The organism is Xanthomonas sp. NCPPB 3959 (assembly GCF_056675575.1).
This window is the reverse complement of the sequence record NZ_JBWWVR010000001.1, coordinates 611776-626713: the sequence shown is the minus strand read 5'-3', so window position 1 is coordinate 626713 and position 14938 is coordinate 611776. Positions and strand designations below refer to the sequence as shown.

Annotated in this window: 13 protein-coding genes; 10 read left to right on the top strand and 3 right to left on the bottom strand. The window is 64.1% G+C overall.

The features are described from left to right. Positions 1 to 8 precede the first annotated feature (8 nt). Both AC1KVG_RS02495 and AC1KVG_RS02490 read left to right on the top strand, forming a co-directional pair. Entirely contained in the window at positions 9 to 938 is a 930-nt protein-coding gene (locus AC1KVG_RS02495) for a phosphate/phosphite/phosphonate ABC transporter substrate-binding protein (RefSeq protein ID WP_023904211.1), read from the top strand. Beyond that, positions 935 to 3052 (top strand): putative bifunctional diguanylate cyclase/phosphodiesterase, encoded by a 2118-nt coding sequence (locus AC1KVG_RS02490; protein ID WP_481093384.1) that lies wholly within the window; start codon positions 935 to 937, stop codon positions 3050 to 3052. The genes AC1KVG_RS02495 and AC1KVG_RS02490 overlap by 4 nt, the downstream gene beginning before the upstream one ends. Before the next feature lie 134 nt (positions 3053 to 3186). Here the strand turns inward: AC1KVG_RS02490 and epmB are convergent, their stop codons facing one another. Then, positions 3187 to 4215, bottom strand: coding sequence for an EF-P beta-lysylation protein EpmB (gene epmB, locus AC1KVG_RS02485; RefSeq protein ID WP_481093383.1), 1029 nt, complete (start codon positions 4213 to 4215; stop codon positions 3187 to 3189). A 103-nt stretch (positions 4216 to 4318) separates the two neighbouring features. Here epmB and efp point away from each other — a divergent pair, with 103 nt between their 5' ends. The 6 genes from efp (at position 4319) to AC1KVG_RS02455 (ending at position 9338) form a co-directional block, all read left to right on the top strand. Then, positions 4319 to 4885 (top strand): elongation factor P, encoded by a 567-nt coding sequence (efp, locus tag AC1KVG_RS02480; RefSeq protein ID WP_006450332.1) that lies wholly within the window; start codon positions 4319 to 4321, stop codon positions 4883 to 4885. A gap of 56 nt (positions 4886 to 4941) precedes the next feature. After that, positions 4942 to 5739, top strand: a complete 798-nt coding sequence (locus tag AC1KVG_RS02475) for a PA3715 family protein (RefSeq protein WP_481093382.1) — start codon at positions 4942 to 4944, stop codon at positions 5737 to 5739. Between the two features lie 18 nt (positions 5740 to 5757). Then, positions 5758 to 7095 (top strand): TRZ/ATZ family hydrolase, encoded by a 1338-nt coding sequence (locus tag AC1KVG_RS02470; protein WP_481093381.1) that lies wholly within the window; start codon positions 5758 to 5760, stop codon positions 7093 to 7095. 27 nt (positions 7096 to 7122) lie between these two features. Next, positions 7123 to 7842 (top strand): bifunctional 2-polyprenyl-6-hydroxyphenol methylase/3-demethylubiquinol 3-O-methyltransferase UbiG, encoded by a 720-nt coding sequence (gene ubiG, locus AC1KVG_RS02465; protein WP_006450329.1) that lies wholly within the window; start codon positions 7123 to 7125, stop codon positions 7840 to 7842. Positions 7843 to 7954: 112 nt separating this feature from the next. Next, positions 7955 to 8620 carry a phosphoglycolate phosphatase gene (locus tag AC1KVG_RS02460; RefSeq protein ID WP_481093457.1) on the top strand — a complete coding sequence of 222 codons (666 nt, stop codon included), beginning with the start codon at positions 7955 to 7957 and terminating at the stop codon, positions 8618 to 8620. 28 nt (positions 8621 to 8648) lie between these two features. After that, complete coding sequence (locus AC1KVG_RS02455) at positions 8649 to 9338, top strand: phytoene/squalene synthase family protein (RefSeq protein WP_481093380.1); 690 nt, start codon at positions 8649 to 8651, stop codon at positions 9336 to 9338. Positions 9339 to 9976: 638 nt separating this feature from the next. Here the strand turns inward: AC1KVG_RS02455 and AC1KVG_RS02450 are convergent. Continuing rightward, positions 9977 to 11647 carry a diffusible signal factor-reguated family 28 glycoside hydrolase gene (locus AC1KVG_RS02450; RefSeq protein ID WP_481093379.1) on the bottom strand — a complete coding sequence of 557 codons (1671 nt, stop codon included), beginning with the start codon at positions 11645 to 11647 and terminating at the stop codon, positions 9977 to 9979. Between the two features lie 571 nt (positions 11648 to 12218). Further along, positions 12219 to 13358, bottom strand: coding sequence for a putative acyl-CoA thioester hydrolase (locus tag AC1KVG_RS02445; RefSeq protein WP_481093456.1), 1140 nt, complete (start codon positions 13356 to 13358; stop codon positions 12219 to 12221). Positions 13359 to 13815: 457 nt separating this feature from the next. Here AC1KVG_RS02445 and AC1KVG_RS02440 point away from each other — a divergent pair, with 457 nt between their 5' ends. Together AC1KVG_RS02440 and AC1KVG_RS02435 are read left to right on the top strand one after the other, a co-directional pair. Continuing rightward, on the top strand, positions 13816 to 14304 hold the full coding sequence (locus tag AC1KVG_RS02440) for a pyridoxamine 5'-phosphate oxidase family protein (RefSeq protein WP_481093378.1): 489 nt from the start codon (positions 13816 to 13818) through the stop codon (positions 14302 to 14304). Between the two features lie 186 nt (positions 14305 to 14490). Then, entirely contained in the window at positions 14491 to 14781 is a 291-nt protein-coding gene (locus tag AC1KVG_RS02435; RefSeq protein WP_006452612.1) for a hypothetical protein, read from the top strand. Positions 14782 to 14938 lie beyond the last annotated feature (157 nt).

Genomic DNA, 14938 nt, shown 5'->3' with positions numbered 1-14938 from the left:
TCTAGGGAGTGTCCTTTTTGCGCGGTCTACGATGGTGTCTGATTGCCTGTTGGCTGCTCGCTGGGGCGGGCTTTGCCGTGACGGCGGCGGCGGCGCCTTCTTCGGTCCTGGTGCTTGGCCGGATCAGCGACGATCCCGCCACCCATTACGAGCAACTCAAGCCCTTGCTGGACTATGTGGTGCCGCGCATGCGCGTGGTCGGCATCCGCCGTGGCGAAATCCTGATGGCGCCGGATGCGCGGCAGATGTCCAGCTATCTGCGCCGTGGTCGGGTCGATTGGGTCAGCGAAACCACCGGTGCGGCGATGCTGCTGGAACAGCGCGGCGGTGCGCATCCGTTGGTGATGACCGAGCGCGGCGGCATGCGCGAGTTCCACACCGTGTTCTTCGTGCGCCGCGACAGCCCGATCCAGTCGCTCAAGCAATTGCGCGGTCACACTCTTGCGTTGCAGAACGCCTCGTCCACCAGTGGCTATCTGCTGCCGATGCTGGAGTTGCTGCGCAACGGCATCGCCTGCGATGTGCTGCTGTCGCCGGACGATACCCAGGTGCCGGGGTCGGTCGGTTATTTGATGGTCGGTACGAAATTGAACGTGGCCGCATTCGTGCACAAGCGCCTGATCGATGCGGGCGCTTTCAGCAATGCCGATTGGGACGACGAACGCCACTTGCCGGCGACCTTCAAGCGCGACTTCCGCATCGTGCACCGCAGTGCGCCGGTGCCGCGTGCGGTGGAGATGGTACGTACCGGGCTGGACCCGGCGGTGGAGCGGCAGTTGCGCATCGTCTTGCTGCAGGCCGCGTCCGACCCGCAAGCCGGCCCGGCATTGAAGCGCTTTTTTGGCACCACCGCATTCCATCCACTGGATGACAACAGCCGCCGACGCCTGAATGCGTTGAGCGCCGGTGTGCAACGTGTCAGGGACCAGGTGGAATGACTCAGGTGCGCTTTGGGTTGCAGGCACGTTTTCTGTTGGTGATGGCGCTGACGCTGTTGTTGGTCGGCGCGATTCTGGCCTCTTTGCTGCAGCGCCAGAGCGCGATGCAGCGCGAGGTGCGCGGGCTCAGTGCACAGATCCTGCACGAGCTGTTCGATCGCAGCCTGCGCTCGCGTGGCGAAACACTGGCCACCGAGCTGGCGGCCGGCCTTGCCAATCCGCTGTACTACTCCGACCTGGGAGCGGTGGGTGCATTGGTGCGCAACGCGTCGCGTCAGCAGGTGGTGAGTTACGTGCTGGTGTTCGACCGACGTGGCCGGCTGGTGCACGACGGCACGCCGACTTTGCAGCGCTACGGTCAGACGATGAACGACCCGCTGGCGGCCAAGGCGGCCAGCGCGCGCACCATGCTGCTGCAATCCTCTCCCGAGGTGCTGGATGTGACGGTGCCGATCAAGATCGGCGACCAGCGCATCGGCGGCGTGCGCGTGGGCATGTCGCGCGAGCGGGTACGCAAGATCGAGTCCGGCGCGAATCTGACCCTGGTGCAAAACCTCAACGCGATCGGCAAGCGCGATCTTGGCTGGCTACTGGTGCTGCTGGCTGCATTGGTCGCGTTGGGTGTGTTGCTGGCCATCTACGTGCAGCGCACGCTGGTGGCGCCGGTGCGCTTGCTGGCTGCAGCGGCCAAGCAGATCGAGCGCGGCGACTACGCAGTGCAACTGCCGCCGCATCCGCGCAACGACGAAATCGGCGAGTTGATGTCCGCGTTCGGACGCATGAGCGAAAGCATCGCCCGGCACGATCGCGAGGTGCGCCACATGGCCTACACCGACGCGTTGACCGGGTTGACCAACCGGCTGGGCTTTCGCGAAGGCCTGGACCATCTGCTCAATACCGCGCGCAGCACCGACAGCAAACTGGCGCTGCTGTTTGCCGATATCGACGACTTCAAGCGCGTCAACGACACGCTCGGGCACGAGGCCGGCGATGAGGCGCTGCTGCAGTTCGCCAGCCGCATCAGCCGTGCGGTGGGTGCATTGGGTGGCGACGATGCGATTCTGGCGCGTTTCGGCGGCGACGAGTTCGTGATCCTGCTGCAGAGCGGCGATGTCACGCTGCTGGCTGCCCAGCTCGCAGACCGGCTGGTGCACGAGTTGAGCCGGCCGTTGAATGTGCAGGGCCGCGAGGTGTTCCTGGGCACCTCGATCGGCATCACGTTGTTCCCGGACGATGCCAACGACGCCACCGCGCTGTTGAAGAACGGCGACATCGCGATGTACCAGGCCAAGGTCGCCGGCAAGAATTGCCATCGTTTCTACAGCCGTGCCGCCGATCATGCGGTGGAGCGCCGTGTGCATATGGAGCATGAGCTGCGCGGGGCGTGGGAGCGCGACGAGCTGCGCCTGGTCTATCAACCGATCTACCGCACCATCGACCGGGTGCTGGTCGGTGTGGAGGTGTTGCTGCGCTGGCAGCACCCGGCGCTCGGCACGATTCCGCCGTCCACTTTTATCGATATCGCCGAGCAGAGCGGCCTGATCGAAGTGATCGGCCCCAAGGTGCTGCGCGCGGCCTGCCTGGAAGCGGCGCAATGGCCGGAAGTGGGGGAGGGCTTGTTCATCTCGGTCAACGTCTCACCGCGTCAATTGCGCAGTGGCGACCTGATCGACACCGTGGCCGAGTGCCTGGCCGAATCCGGATTGCCGGCCGCACGCCTGCATCTGGAACTGACCGAAACCGCAGTGATCGGCGACGAAATGATGGCCGCCAGCTTGCTCGATCAGTTGCACCGCACCGGGGTGAAGGTGTGGCTGGACGACTTCGGTACCGGGTTCTCCGGTTTGAGCCATCTGCGCCAGGTGCCTGTGGACGGGGTCAAGATCGACAAGAGTTTCATTGCCGACCTGCAGCGCGACCCGGACGATCTGGCGCTGACCACCGCCATCATCGGCATGGCGCATTCGCTGGGAATCACGGTGGTGGCCGAGGGGATCGAGCAGGAAGCGCAATTCAATCTGCTACGCGATCGCGGCTGCGACCTGGGCCAGGGCTACTGGTTCAGCAGGCCGCTGAGCCCGGCCGATTTGGTCAAGCTGATCGCGGCGGGGTGAGTGGCGTGCGTAGGTTGGTTTAACGTGCCGTGGCGCTGTGTGTAGGGGCGCCCCTGGGCGCGATGGGGCGTTACTGGGAATGCTTCATCGCGCCCGGGGGCGCTCCTACGGGTGTGTGCACGCGGCGGTGACGATTACAGCGGCCGCTTTCCGGTATCGCCCGGAATCTCGCGCACCAGACGCGGCACCAGATAACCCGACAGACGCGTGGCCAATTCGGTATGCAGGGCGCGTGCATTTGCATCGTCCACTTCGAAATGCGCAACTCCTGCGACCCGGTCGAGCTGGTGCAGGTAGTAAGGCAGTACGCCCGCGGCGAAGCTGCGCTCGCTCAACGCGACCAGTGCGTCCACGCTGTCGTTGACCCCGCGCAGCAGCACGGCCTGGTTGAGCAGTTGCGCGCCGGTGTCGCGCAGAGCACGCATGGCAGCGTCCACGCTGGAATCGAATTCGTTGGCGTGGTTGGCGTGTATCACAAAGGCCACCGGCCAAGGCAGGCTGCGCAGCCAGGCCAGCAGCGGCGCATCGACGCGCTCGGGCAGCACCACCGGCAGCCGGCTATGGATGCGCAGGCGTTTGATGTGCCCGATGGCGGCCAGCGCGTCGGTGAGTTCGGCCAGTTTGCTGGTGGCCAGCGACAGCGGGTCGCCGCCGGACAGCAGCACTTCGTCGATGCCGGGGTCGGCGGCGATCGCGGCCACCGCCTCGCGCCATCCATCGCGCGCGGCGGTTTCCTCGGCGTACGGGAAGTGGCGGCGGAAGCAGTAGCGGCAGTGCACCGCGCAGCTGCCGGTAGCGATCAGCAGGGCGCGCCCGCGGTATTTCTGGATCACACCGTCTGCGGTCTTGGCGGCGCCATCGCCGACTGCATCCAGGCCGAAGCCCGGTACCAGCCGCATTTCGGCATCCAGCGGCAGCACCTGGCGCAGCAATGGGTCGTGCAGGTCGCCACGGCGCATGCGCGCAACGAACGCGCGTGGTACCCGCAGCGGGAACTGGGCGGCTGCCTCTGCGCTGATGCCGGCAGCCGCCGCGTCCAGGCCCAGCAGCGCCAGTAGCTCGCGTGGGTCGCGCACGGCATCGCGCCACTGCTGCTGCCAGCGGTGCGGCTGCAGGGTGGGAGGCGGAGATGGCTGTAAGGCGAGGGGGGCTGCGGGTATCATGTGCGGTCACAAAACCAATGCCCGCCGGTTGCGGCGGGCGCCCCATTCTAATCCGACCTGCCACGGCCTGTGGCAGGTCGTGGTCTTATCGAGGAGCTGCACCATGGCCACTGTTGGCATGAACGACGTCAAGAACGGCATGAAGATCCTGGTCAACAACGAGCCGGCGGTCATCACCGAGACCGAATACGTCAAGCCGGGCAAGGGCCAGGCCTTTACCCGCATGAAGTACCGCTTCATCAAGTCCGGTCGCGTGGTCGAAATGACCATGAAGGCGACCGACGACGTGGAAGTGGCCGACGTCGTCGATACCGACATGCGTTACCTGTACAGCGATGGCGAGTACTGGCACTTCATGGACCCGGAAACCTTCGAGCAGGTGCAGACCGACAAGGCCGGCATGGGCGGCGCCGAGAAGTGGCTCAAGGGCGAGGAAGACTGCATCGTGACGTTGTGGAATGGCGCGCCGATCTGGGTGCAGCCGCCGAACTTCGTCGAGCTCAAGATCACCGAGACCGATCCGGGCGTGCGCGGCGATACCTCGGGCGGCGGCGGCAAGCCGGCGACGCTGGAAACCGGTGCGGTGGTGCGCGTGCCGTTGTTCGTCAACCAGGACGAAATCATCAAGGTCGATACGCGTTCGGGCGAATACTCGGCGCGCGTCAAGTAAGCCGGATGCGCCCGGGACGCTGGCCTGGTCGAGCGGTACGCAGTGCCGGTGTCCTGGTGGGGCTGTGGGCTGCGCTCGCAGCGTGCCCGGCCTTTGCGCAATCGGCTGCCGCAACCTGCGGCACCGGTGACGTGGCCGCCGTTGCGGCCATTGCAACCTCCGGGGTCGTGGGCGGCGCTGCAGCCACGGTACCGGTCGAGCGTGCGGTGGCCCAGGCCTGCAAGCCGTGGCCGAACGATGCGGCGATCCGGCTGGCGGCAATCGCATTTGCTGGCGACGCCCAGACCGTGCCTGGCGAGCGCGACCTTGAGTTGCGCGTGGCCATGCTCGATGCGGCCAGCGGCAAGGTGCTGGCGTTCTACGCGCAGGACATGGGTGAGGACGCCGCCTTCGAACTCGATGCAGACAGTCTGCGTCTGGATACCGCGCGCTACGACCTGGCCAAGGGCGTGCGTGCGATCGGCGTGGTGATACATAGCGCCGCGCACGGGCCCAGCTGCCCGGATTTTTACAGCAATCAGGCATTGACCTTGCTGGTGCGCGAGGGGCGCAGCTTGCGCCCGGTACTGCAACGCGATCTCTATGCGTGGCAACGTGTGAAAGGCGAGCCATGCAGTGTGGGGAAGAGCGATGTGATCACCGAAGTCGCCAATCTGAGCCTGAGCATGGCACCGCAGGCACATGCCGGCTATGCGGACATCGTGCTGACAGCCAACGTATCTACCGCGGAAAGCGTAGCTGACAGCGACACCATTACCGAACGCAGCCGTCGCGTGCGCCAGGTGCTGCGCTACAACGGCCAACGCTATGTGCCTGTGGCCGGTGGCGATGCCAGCTGGCCGTTCGACAACTAACCCTTTATGGATCCGCTCATGACCAATGCCCCTCCCGAAGCGTGCGACCTGTTGATCGAAGCCGGCTACGTGGTGCCGATCGAACCGCATGCGGTGGTGCTCGAAAACCACGCGGTGGCGGTCAGCAACGGCGTCATCGTGGCGATCCTGCCGATTGCCGAAGCGCGTGCACGGTTTGCGCCGAAGCAGACCGTCTCGCGCCCGGAGGCGGCGCTGATGCCGGGCCTGGTGAATGCGCATACGCATAACCCGATGACGCTGCTGCGCGGCATTGCCGACGATCTGCCGCTGATGGTGTGGCTGCAGCAGCACATCTGGCCGGTGGAAGCGGCGGTGATCGGGCCGGAGTTCGTGGCCGACGGCACCACGCTGGCGATCGCCGAGATGCTGCGTGGCGGCACCACCTGCGTCAACGAAAATTACTTCTTCGCCGATGTGCAGGCGGCGGTCTACAAGCAGCATGGCTTCCGCGCGCTGGTGGGCTCGGTGATCATCGATTTCCCCACCGCGTGGGCCTCGTCGGACGACGAATACTTTGCGCGTGCCGGTGAGTTGCACGACCAATGGCGCGACGATCCGCTGATCAGCACTGCGTTTGCGCCGCATGCGCCATACACGGTCAACGATGCCAACTTCGAGCGTGTGCGCATGCTGGCCGACCAGCTCGACCTGCCGGTGCATCTGCATACGCACGAAACCGCGCAGGAAGTGGCCGATTCGATCAAGCAGTACGGGCAGCGCCCGCTGGCGCGACTGGATCGGTTGGGTCTGGTCAACGACCGCCTGATCGCCGTGCACATGACCCAGCTCACCGAGGCGGAAATCCATCTATGCGCCGAGCGCGGCGTGAGCGTGGTGCATTGCCCGGAATCCAATCTCAAGCTGGCCTCGGGGTTTTGCCCGGCCTGCGCGCTGCAACGTGCCGGCGTGAACCTGGCCATCGGCACCGACGGCTGCGCCAGCAACAACGATCTGGACATGTTCAGCGAGAACCGCACCGCTGCCATTCTGGCCAAAGCGGTGGCCAACGATGCCACTGCGCTGGATGCGGCCACCACCTTGCGTGCGGCCACGCTGGGCGGCGCGCGCGCGTTGGGCTTCGGCGACAAGATCGGTTCGATCGAAATCGGCAAGCAGGCCGATCTGGTCTGCGTGGATCTGTCTGCACTGGAGACCCAGCCGCTGCATCATGTGCTGTCGCAACTGATCTACTCAGCCGGCCGACATCAGGTCACCGATGTGTGGATCGCCGGCAAGCCCAAACTGGTGCAGCGCGAGCTGGTCGACATGGATATCGCCGCCCTGGTCGCCAATGCGCGGCAGTGGCGCGACCGCATCCGCACCGTCCGCGCCTGAGCGCGCCATCGAATCACGGAGCTCCGCATGAATCCGAATACTCACACCACTTCCGGCAATTTTCATCAGAGCGAGCTGGATAAATTCGCCGCGCTGGCAACGCGCTGGTGGGACGCCGACGGCCCGCAAAAACCGCTGCATGCGCTGAACCCGGTACGTCTGGATTACGTGTCCGCGCGGCTGGATCTTGCCGGCGCGCGCGTGCTCGATGTGGGCTGCGGCGGCGGCTTGCTCAGCGAGTCGATGGCGCGTCTGGGCGCACAGGTCACCGCGATCGATCTGGCCCCGGAGCTGGTCAAGGTGGCGCGCCTGCACAGCCTGGAATCGGGCGTGCAGGTGGATTACCGCGTGCAATCGGTGGAAGACCTGGCGGCCGAGCAGCCGGGCAGTTTCGATGCGGTGACCTGCATGGAAATGCTCGAGCACGTGCCGGACCCGACCGCGATCATCCGCGCCTGCGCCAGCCTGCTCAAGCCGGGCGGCAAGCTGTTTCTGTCCACACTCAATCGCACCCCGGCCGCGTTCGCGCTGGCAGTGGTCGGCGCCGAATACATCGCGCGGTTGCTGCCCAAGGGTACGCATCACTACAAGGATTTCATCAAGCCGGCGGAACTTGCGGCGTGGTTGCGCAGCGCCGAGCTGCAGCTGGAAGACGTCAGCGGCATGCTGTACGAGCCGTGGCGCAATCGTGCGCGGCTGTCTTCGCGCACCGAGGTGAATTATCTGGCCTATGCGGTGAAGCCGTGACGAGCAGGGATTGGGGAGTAGGGATTCGGGATTGGCAGCAGGTGCGTGCTTGATGTCTGCGCATTCCCACCTTGCGGATGGCGAGACGCAGCCGTCCAGCGGCGGGGCGTCTATGAATTTCCCGCGTGCGGTGTTGTTCGATCTGGATGGCACCTTGCTGGACAGCGCGCCGGACATGCTGGCCACCGTCAACGCGATGCTGAGCGAGCGGGGACGTGCGCCGATCGCGTTGGCGCAGCTGCGCCCGGTGGTGTCGAAAGGCGCGCGCGCGATGCTGTCAGTTGCGTTTGCCGAACTCGATGTGGACGCACGCGACGCCTTGGTGCCGGAATTCCTGCGTCGCTATGAGGCCTTGATCGGCACGCAATCGCAGCTGTTCGAGGGTGTCGAAGAACTGCTGCTGCGGCTGGATCGTGCGGGGTGCGTGTGGGGCATTGTCACCAACAAGCCCGAATACCTGGCGCGGCTGATCCTGCCGCAACTGGGCTGGGAACAGCGCTGCGCGGTGTTGATCGGCGGCGATACGCTGGCCGAGCGCAAGCCGCATCCGTTGCCGTTGCTGACAGCTGCCGAACACATCGGCATTGAGCCTGCGCAGTGCGTCTACGTAGGCGACGATGAGCGCGACATTCTGGCCGCACGCGCGGCAGCGATGCCATCGGTAGCGGTGTTGTGGGGCTATCGGCTGCACGATGACGATCCCTTGAGTTGGCAGGCCGATGTGTTGGTCGAGCAGCCGCAACTGTTGTGGGATGCCGCAACGTGGCCACAGCCCTGATCTTCTTTCGTTTTTTTCTGGACCCGCCATGAGCCAATCCAGCGCTCTCGACAGTTTTCTCGACAAATGGCGCACCCGCTGGCCGGAATGGTCGGTTGCCGAGCCTTTCATTCCGCAACTGCAACGGCCGCTGGCTGCCGCCTGGTTTGCCTTGCTGCAGGAATGGGAAGACATCATGAATATTGCCGGCGACCCGTTGCCGGCCGATGCCAAGCTGGCCTGGTGGCAGCAGGAGCTGCGCGATTGGTCGCAGCAGCGCTCGCGCCATCCGCTGGGGCGCGTGCTGGAACCGGTGCGTGCGCCGTGGGCGCAATTGGCCGACACCTTGCCCGCAATGCAGGACGCCCGCGTGCCGCCGCAATCGTTGCAGCAAGCGCTGGACACCTTGCGCGCCTTTGCCGAGGCCGTGGTTGCAGTCGAAGCGGTGATGTTTACGCGCAACCAGTCTGGCGATGCCACGGCGGTGGCGGTGCAATGGCTGGACGCACGTCAGCGTGTGGCCGGCGACAGCGCAACGCCCGGCGGCATGACGACCGCCGCATGGCGGGCGCAATTGTTGCAGGCCTGGCCGCGCAAGCCTGGGTTGGCGCGGCCGCATCGGGTATGGTCGCGGCTGGCACGTTTGCGCTTGCAGCGCGAACTCGCCGGGAAGGCGGCGTATCCGCCGCCGGTGCAGCAGCTGTGGCATAGCTGGCGTGCGGCCAGCGGTGCGGACTAAGAGCGACTAACAAAACTGCTGTGCTCACCGCCAGTTGGGCGCGGCCGGTTTTGTGGTTCCCATCAGCCACGGCCACCTTAACCGGCGCGATGCCTTCGACTGACTAAGCTTCTTATCGCATCTAATTACGCTATGACTCGAAATCTCGTTCGTCTTGAAGCGATGAGAGAGTGTGGATAGAGCAAATTGCAGGGCGGATGATCTGCGGGTTGGTCGCAGGGCCCTTGCCCGCCCACCATCGCGGGACACGCCGCAAGTACGTCCGTGTAGGCTCTTAAGCGGCATCCATGCCGCGTAAGGTCCCGCGACGGTGGGCGGGCAAGGACCAGTCGAGATGGTCGGTGTGCATGGTGCAAGCGATGAATGATGTGCCTCTACTTCGCTAGTTCAGATGTAATTCTGCGACCCGCATCAGCAGGCCAATGCAACTCGCAAGACGGCCAGCTTTTTACGCAACTAACGACCAACGTCCTGGCGCGGTGTCCTTACCGCTTGCGGGACCGTGTGGCGGCATGATGCCGCCACCGAGCCTACATGGACGTACTTGCGGCGTGTCCCGCGAGCGGTGAGGGCACCGCGCCCTCGATCAGCCGAGTGCACGGTTGCGAGCAGTGCACGCAGCGCGGCCTCAAGCACAGTCAGATCGGCGAATCAGGCAATACCGAGTGGTAAGCAATGAAGGCGTCATTGCACTGCAGCGGCGTGCCCGGCCCGGGCTTGCCTTGCAGTTGCACATCGTTGGGCGCCGATTCCGACAGCTGATCGAAGAAGCTCACCGGGCCGCCCTTGAAGGTGAAGTGCGTTGCGCCCGGATTGCTGGCCGGCCCGCCGAAATGCGGCTTTGCGAACGAGATCGGGCCACCTTCCAGCACCACGTTGTCCAGCGAAAGGGTGATCGGCAACGTGGTGGTCGCATCGCGATAGCCGTAGAAGCTCAGCTGACCGCCGCCAAACGCCTTGGAACCGAGCGAGTGCACGTTGGTCAACGCAATACCGCTGAAATTGGGCAGCTTGTTACGCACCGCTGCATTGGCGTAGTTGGCATCGAATACCAGCGGCCTGGCAACGCCGCGCATGCAGACGTTTTCGAAACTGATGTCGTAGACCTGGCCGCCACGGCTGCCATCGGATTTGATACGCAAGCCGTTGGCAGAATATGGATCGGAGTTCACGTCGTTGCTATTGAAGCCATCGATGCTCAAGCCGCGCACGGCGATATGGCGCATGCCCGAATCGGTTTCGCTGCCCAGCGAAAAACCGTGCGTGTAATAGAACTGGTTGTAGGCGAACAGCATGTTTTCCGAGGCGATGCTGCGCTTGCTGCTGGCATGCGCCTTGATCGCCACGCCATCGTCGCCGGTGCCGATATACGAGTAGGCCAGCAATACCTTCTTCGACTGGCCAGGGTCGAAGCCATCGGTGTTCTTGGCCGTTTCCGGAGTGAAGCAGGTCGCATGCGGATTCACATCTGGCGTGCTGCCGGCCGGGCAGCGATAGCCAGGACGTGAGTAGACCAGGCTGGGCGCGAGAATCTTGATGCCCCACGCCGTCAAGCCGACCACGTTGTCGGTGGTGACGTGGAAATTGGGCGAATTTTCCAGGGTGATGTCGTACAGCGTGAAGTCGGTGCTGTCGTCGATCTGCAGCAGGCGCGGTACGTGCTGGCTCAGGCCCTTGGTGACGTTGAGATAGGCCAGATCCCACCAGCTGGCGGTGCCGGCATTGGGTCCGGCGGTGAGCGTGCTGCCGCCGCGGCCATCGATCTTGCCGGCACCCATAATCGCACTGTTGGCGGTGTCGGCGACGTGGATCAGCGGGTTGCAGGATTTGGCCTTGTCGCTGGTCGCGGTGCCGCAGGTGCCCAGGCCATTGTCGTAGTCGCGCGGATTGCGCGAGCCGAACAAGGTGACGCCGCGATCGATCCACAGCGTGACCCCGCTCTTGATCGTCAACGGGCCGCTCAACACGCCCGACTCGCCGGCATCGCCGGTGACCAGACGCACCGCGCTGCCGGCGGGGCAATCGTCGATGGCCGCCTGCAAACGCGCGGTATCGCGCTTGGATTGCGCCGGATCGCTGTCGAGCGTATCCAGCGAACCGGCAACCGGCACCAGCGCGGCCTTGAGCGTGGCGCAGACCTGCGTCGGTAGCGTGGGCTGCTGGATCACGCCCCAACTGGTAGAGATGCTGTGCGCGGTATCGGCCACGTCTGGCGTGTGCGGCCGCGCGGCGCTGGCTTCGTATGTCACCAGGCCGAGTAGCGCAAGCGTCAACGGCGCAAGCGCTGGAAAGGGGGAATGAGACTGCATGGGATGACTCCGAGAGTGGAATGCGAAAAACGCCGTCGATCAGTCACAGGCGCGTCGCCGGTGTGTTGCATTCGCATGACAGCGATTGCAAACACGCGCCGTTGGCGGGCCCGAAGTATCGATCGCTACACAGCGTGATCGGGAGCGATCGACGACCAAGCGTGGCCCTTCATGCCAGCGCGCGATGTCGGATGGGCGAATTCAGCGCCGCATCGCCGAAGGCAACGCAGGCGTTGTCGCAATCGGTGCAGTGCAATGCTCCGTGCACGGCCTGGTGCAAGACATGCGTTGCGCACGCCATGCAATGTGAAGGCTGCGGTCGACAACCGCGCAACGCGCACTGCGCGCAGCCAAGCACACCGACCATTTCCACCGGTCCTTGCCCGCCCGCCATCGCGGGCTCTTCTGCGGCATGTATGCCGCAGAAGAGCCCACACGGACGTACTTGCGGCGTGTCCCGCGATGGCGGGCGGGCAAGGGCCCTTCAGCGAATCAGCAGATCAGCCGCTCTACAATACCGACTGCCGCCAGGCGATGATGGCGGCGTTGAACCGCGTGTTGACGCGAAGAGTCAGTCTGCGCTGCCGGCACCGCTATTGCTGTATTCGTAAAAACGGTTCGGCGAATTGGCGCAATTGCTGTTGCAATACGGACGGCTCGCGGTGGACGCATTCCACGGTGCGGTCTTACGGATATGGCTGCCCAGCGTGGAATTGCACACCGTGACCTGCCCGTTGGGCGAGGTGCCATCGACATAGGCACTCAGATCGCTGATGCCCTCATCCCAGGCGCGCCCCAGATAGGTGTTGTTGTCGGGTGAGCCGGAAATGGCGACGAAGTTGCTGTCGATCGCCAGAAAGCCGTAGCTGCTGCCGGGGCGCGTGCTGGGCGCAAAGATGTAGCCGCCGCGGCTGGTGCCAAGCCGCGCGCCGGTGGAGCGGATGGTGGCGTGATCGAATACGCCTACGCCGGAGCCGAAGATGAAATCGACATCGCCATCGATCGTGCTGTTCTTGAAATAGGCACGGATCACGTTGGACGCGTTGGTAGCGCTGATCAACAAGGTGTCCTGATTGCCGGTCACAAGCACATCTTCGAAGCTGGCTTTGTCGCCGCGCACTGCCAGCGCCACTGCCGCCTGGTTGTTGTTGGTGTAAGTGCCTTCGACATAATTGTTGTCCACGCGCAGATGGCGTGCCTGAAAGCCGGCAGCGCGTACGGTCAGCGTTGCGCTATTGGACGTTCCCACCGTGGTTGCCGATGCATTGCTGGCACAGGCGTGGCTTGCCGTGCCCACCGGCTTGGGCGTGGGATTGGCGTTGTTGAAGCGGATAACGGTGTCTGCGGTATTCGTGCCCAAGCCGAACACGGTCAGCGGCGGTGCGCCCGTCGGCACGCAGACCAACTCGGTATAGGTACCTGCCTTGATGCTGATGTAACGACGCGTGGTGCCGCCCGCGGCCACGGCTGCATCGATCGCCGCTTGCACGGTGCGATAGCGCGTGGAGCCGTCGGCTGCGACCGCGTAATCCGCGCTGAGTAATGCAACGCCTGCAGTGGGATTCCAGTTGTCGGTCACCAGCGCGTTGAGCGGCCCGGCCTTGGCCAGCGCCTTGGCAATCGTGTAGGTGCTCGCTTCGCTGCTGGTGAGTTGTGGCCGGCTGGCGGTGCCGGTCAAGGCAGTCGCATCGATGCTGACAAGACTCAGCAGTGCGGCAGCGATGCAGCTCGTGCGGATAGGCAATGCAGACATGAGTGGCGCTCTCCATGAACAGGGCACGGTGGATAGGTCGATACGCTGCAGACGCTGAATCTTGCACGCGGGATGGGGAAGCCATGGCGCGACATGGGAAGGCGGGTGTCGATCGCCATGGTTGAGTCCTCTGTGTTGTCACCACGCGAGCAGCGAGGGGATGGTACTGCCGTGTCCGTTTGTTCCGGCTTCGCTACCAGGTGCAATGTCCAGGACCATCGGCGGCATCACGGTTTTCGACGAGATTGCGTCGCAAACGAGCCACGTGTGCTGCGCTGCGATACACGTGCGCAGCCGTATTGCGTACTGCACGTTGCTGTTGTGTGCAGACAACGGTGCGCGTCGTCACATGCTGTGGTCGCTCGCGCTTACAGACTCAATCACCCGCGTAGAGATGCGCTTGTCAGGAACCGAAATGTCAGATCCCAAAGAGTTGCAGGAAAAATTCTGGAAGGCGCTCAAATCCGATCGCACCGTGATGCTGGGCCTGGACGGCGTCGAAGACGGCCATGCGCGCCCGATGACCGCGCAGATCGAAGGCGACAGCGGCGGCCCGATCTGGTTCTTTACCTCCAAGGACAATGCGCTGATCGCGATGCTGGGGCAGGGCCGTCGCGTCATCGGCGCCTTCAGCAGCAAGGGGCATGATCTGTTCGCCAGCATCAGTGGCGCCTTGCACGAAGACACTGACCCTGCGGTGATCGATCGCTTATGGAACCCGCACGTTGCTGCGTGGTACGAAGGCGGCAAGGACGATCCGAAACTGGCGCTGCTGCGCCTGGACGCGGACCACGCACAGATCTGGCTCAATGGTTCCAGCCTGCTTGCCGGTATCAAGGTGCTGTTCGGTGTCGATCCGAAGAAGGACTATCAGGACAAGGTGGCGGACGTCCCGCTGCGTTGAGGGTTTTGTTAGGCGGATGCGGATGGTGATCAGGATCGGCATGTGGCAGCTGTTACATGCCTCAATGCACACCGGCCGCGTCCGCCTGGCGTCCGTGTCGTGTTTTTGAGCGCTTCGCTTGAAAGTCACATCCAGGTGGTTTTCAGGTATCAACTGGCGCGATGCGTGCCCACCAGGAGATGCGACATGCAACGGATCGAAATTGGCCAGATGGTATTCCTGCGCGATGGTGAAGTCGGCGTAGGCGCAATACGCGATATTCGCAACGAAGGCGCCGAGCTTGTCATCAATATCGAAAACGGCGGCGATTTTGTGCTGCCTGTGTCGGTGGTGCGCGACGTGCATTCCGGCAAGGTGATGCTGGATGTCGATCAGTTGCCGGAGGAAGTGCGCGATGCGTTGCGCCACCCGCACGACAACGAGTTGCGAACCAGTCGGTATGCAGCCAGCAACCCACAGGACGGCGCGCTCAAGTAAGTGTTCGTCTCCCAGCGCGGGTAATGCGCGGATGCTCGGCGGCCTAGCGCGGTACCTGGATGGGTGTCAGTGGCCGCGGTGGCCGTGTCCATCTGTAGCTGAGGGCGTCCCATGCGGCATGGTGACTTTCGGGTCGTGCCGGCAGATAACCGATGTT

Coding starts and splice junctions, on each gene's coding strand:
- AC1KVG_RS02470 (WP_481093381.1), top strand. CDS start 5,758: ATGACCAATGCCCCTCCCGAAGCGTGCGACCTGTTGATCGAAGCCGGC.
- AC1KVG_RS02435 (WP_006452612.1), top strand. CDS start 14,491: ATGCAACGGATCGAAATTGGCCAGATGGTATTCCTGCGCGATGGTGAA.
- AC1KVG_RS02490 (WP_481093384.1), top strand. CDS start 935: ATGACTCAGGTGCGCTTTGGGTTGCAGGCACGTTTTCTGTTGGTGATG.
- AC1KVG_RS02450 (WP_481093379.1), bottom strand. CDS start 11,647: ATGCAGTCTCATTCCCCCTTTCCAGCGCTTGCGCCGTTGACGCTTGCG.
- efp (WP_006450332.1), top strand. CDS start 4,319: ATGGCCACTGTTGGCATGAACGACGTCAAGAACGGCATGAAGATCCTG.
- AC1KVG_RS02460 (WP_481093457.1), top strand. CDS start 7,955: ATGAATTTCCCGCGTGCGGTGTTGTTCGATCTGGATGGCACCTTGCTG.
- epmB (WP_481093383.1), bottom strand. CDS start 4,215: ATGATACCCGCAGCCCCCCTCGCCTTACAGCCATCTCCGCCTCCCACC.
- AC1KVG_RS02440 (WP_481093378.1), top strand. CDS start 13,816: ATGTCAGATCCCAAAGAGTTGCAGGAAAAATTCTGGAAGGCGCTCAAA.
- AC1KVG_RS02455 (WP_481093380.1), top strand. CDS start 8,649: ATGAGCCAATCCAGCGCTCTCGACAGTTTTCTCGACAAATGGCGCACC.
- ubiG (WP_006450329.1), top strand. CDS start 7,123: ATGAATCCGAATACTCACACCACTTCCGGCAATTTTCATCAGAGCGAG.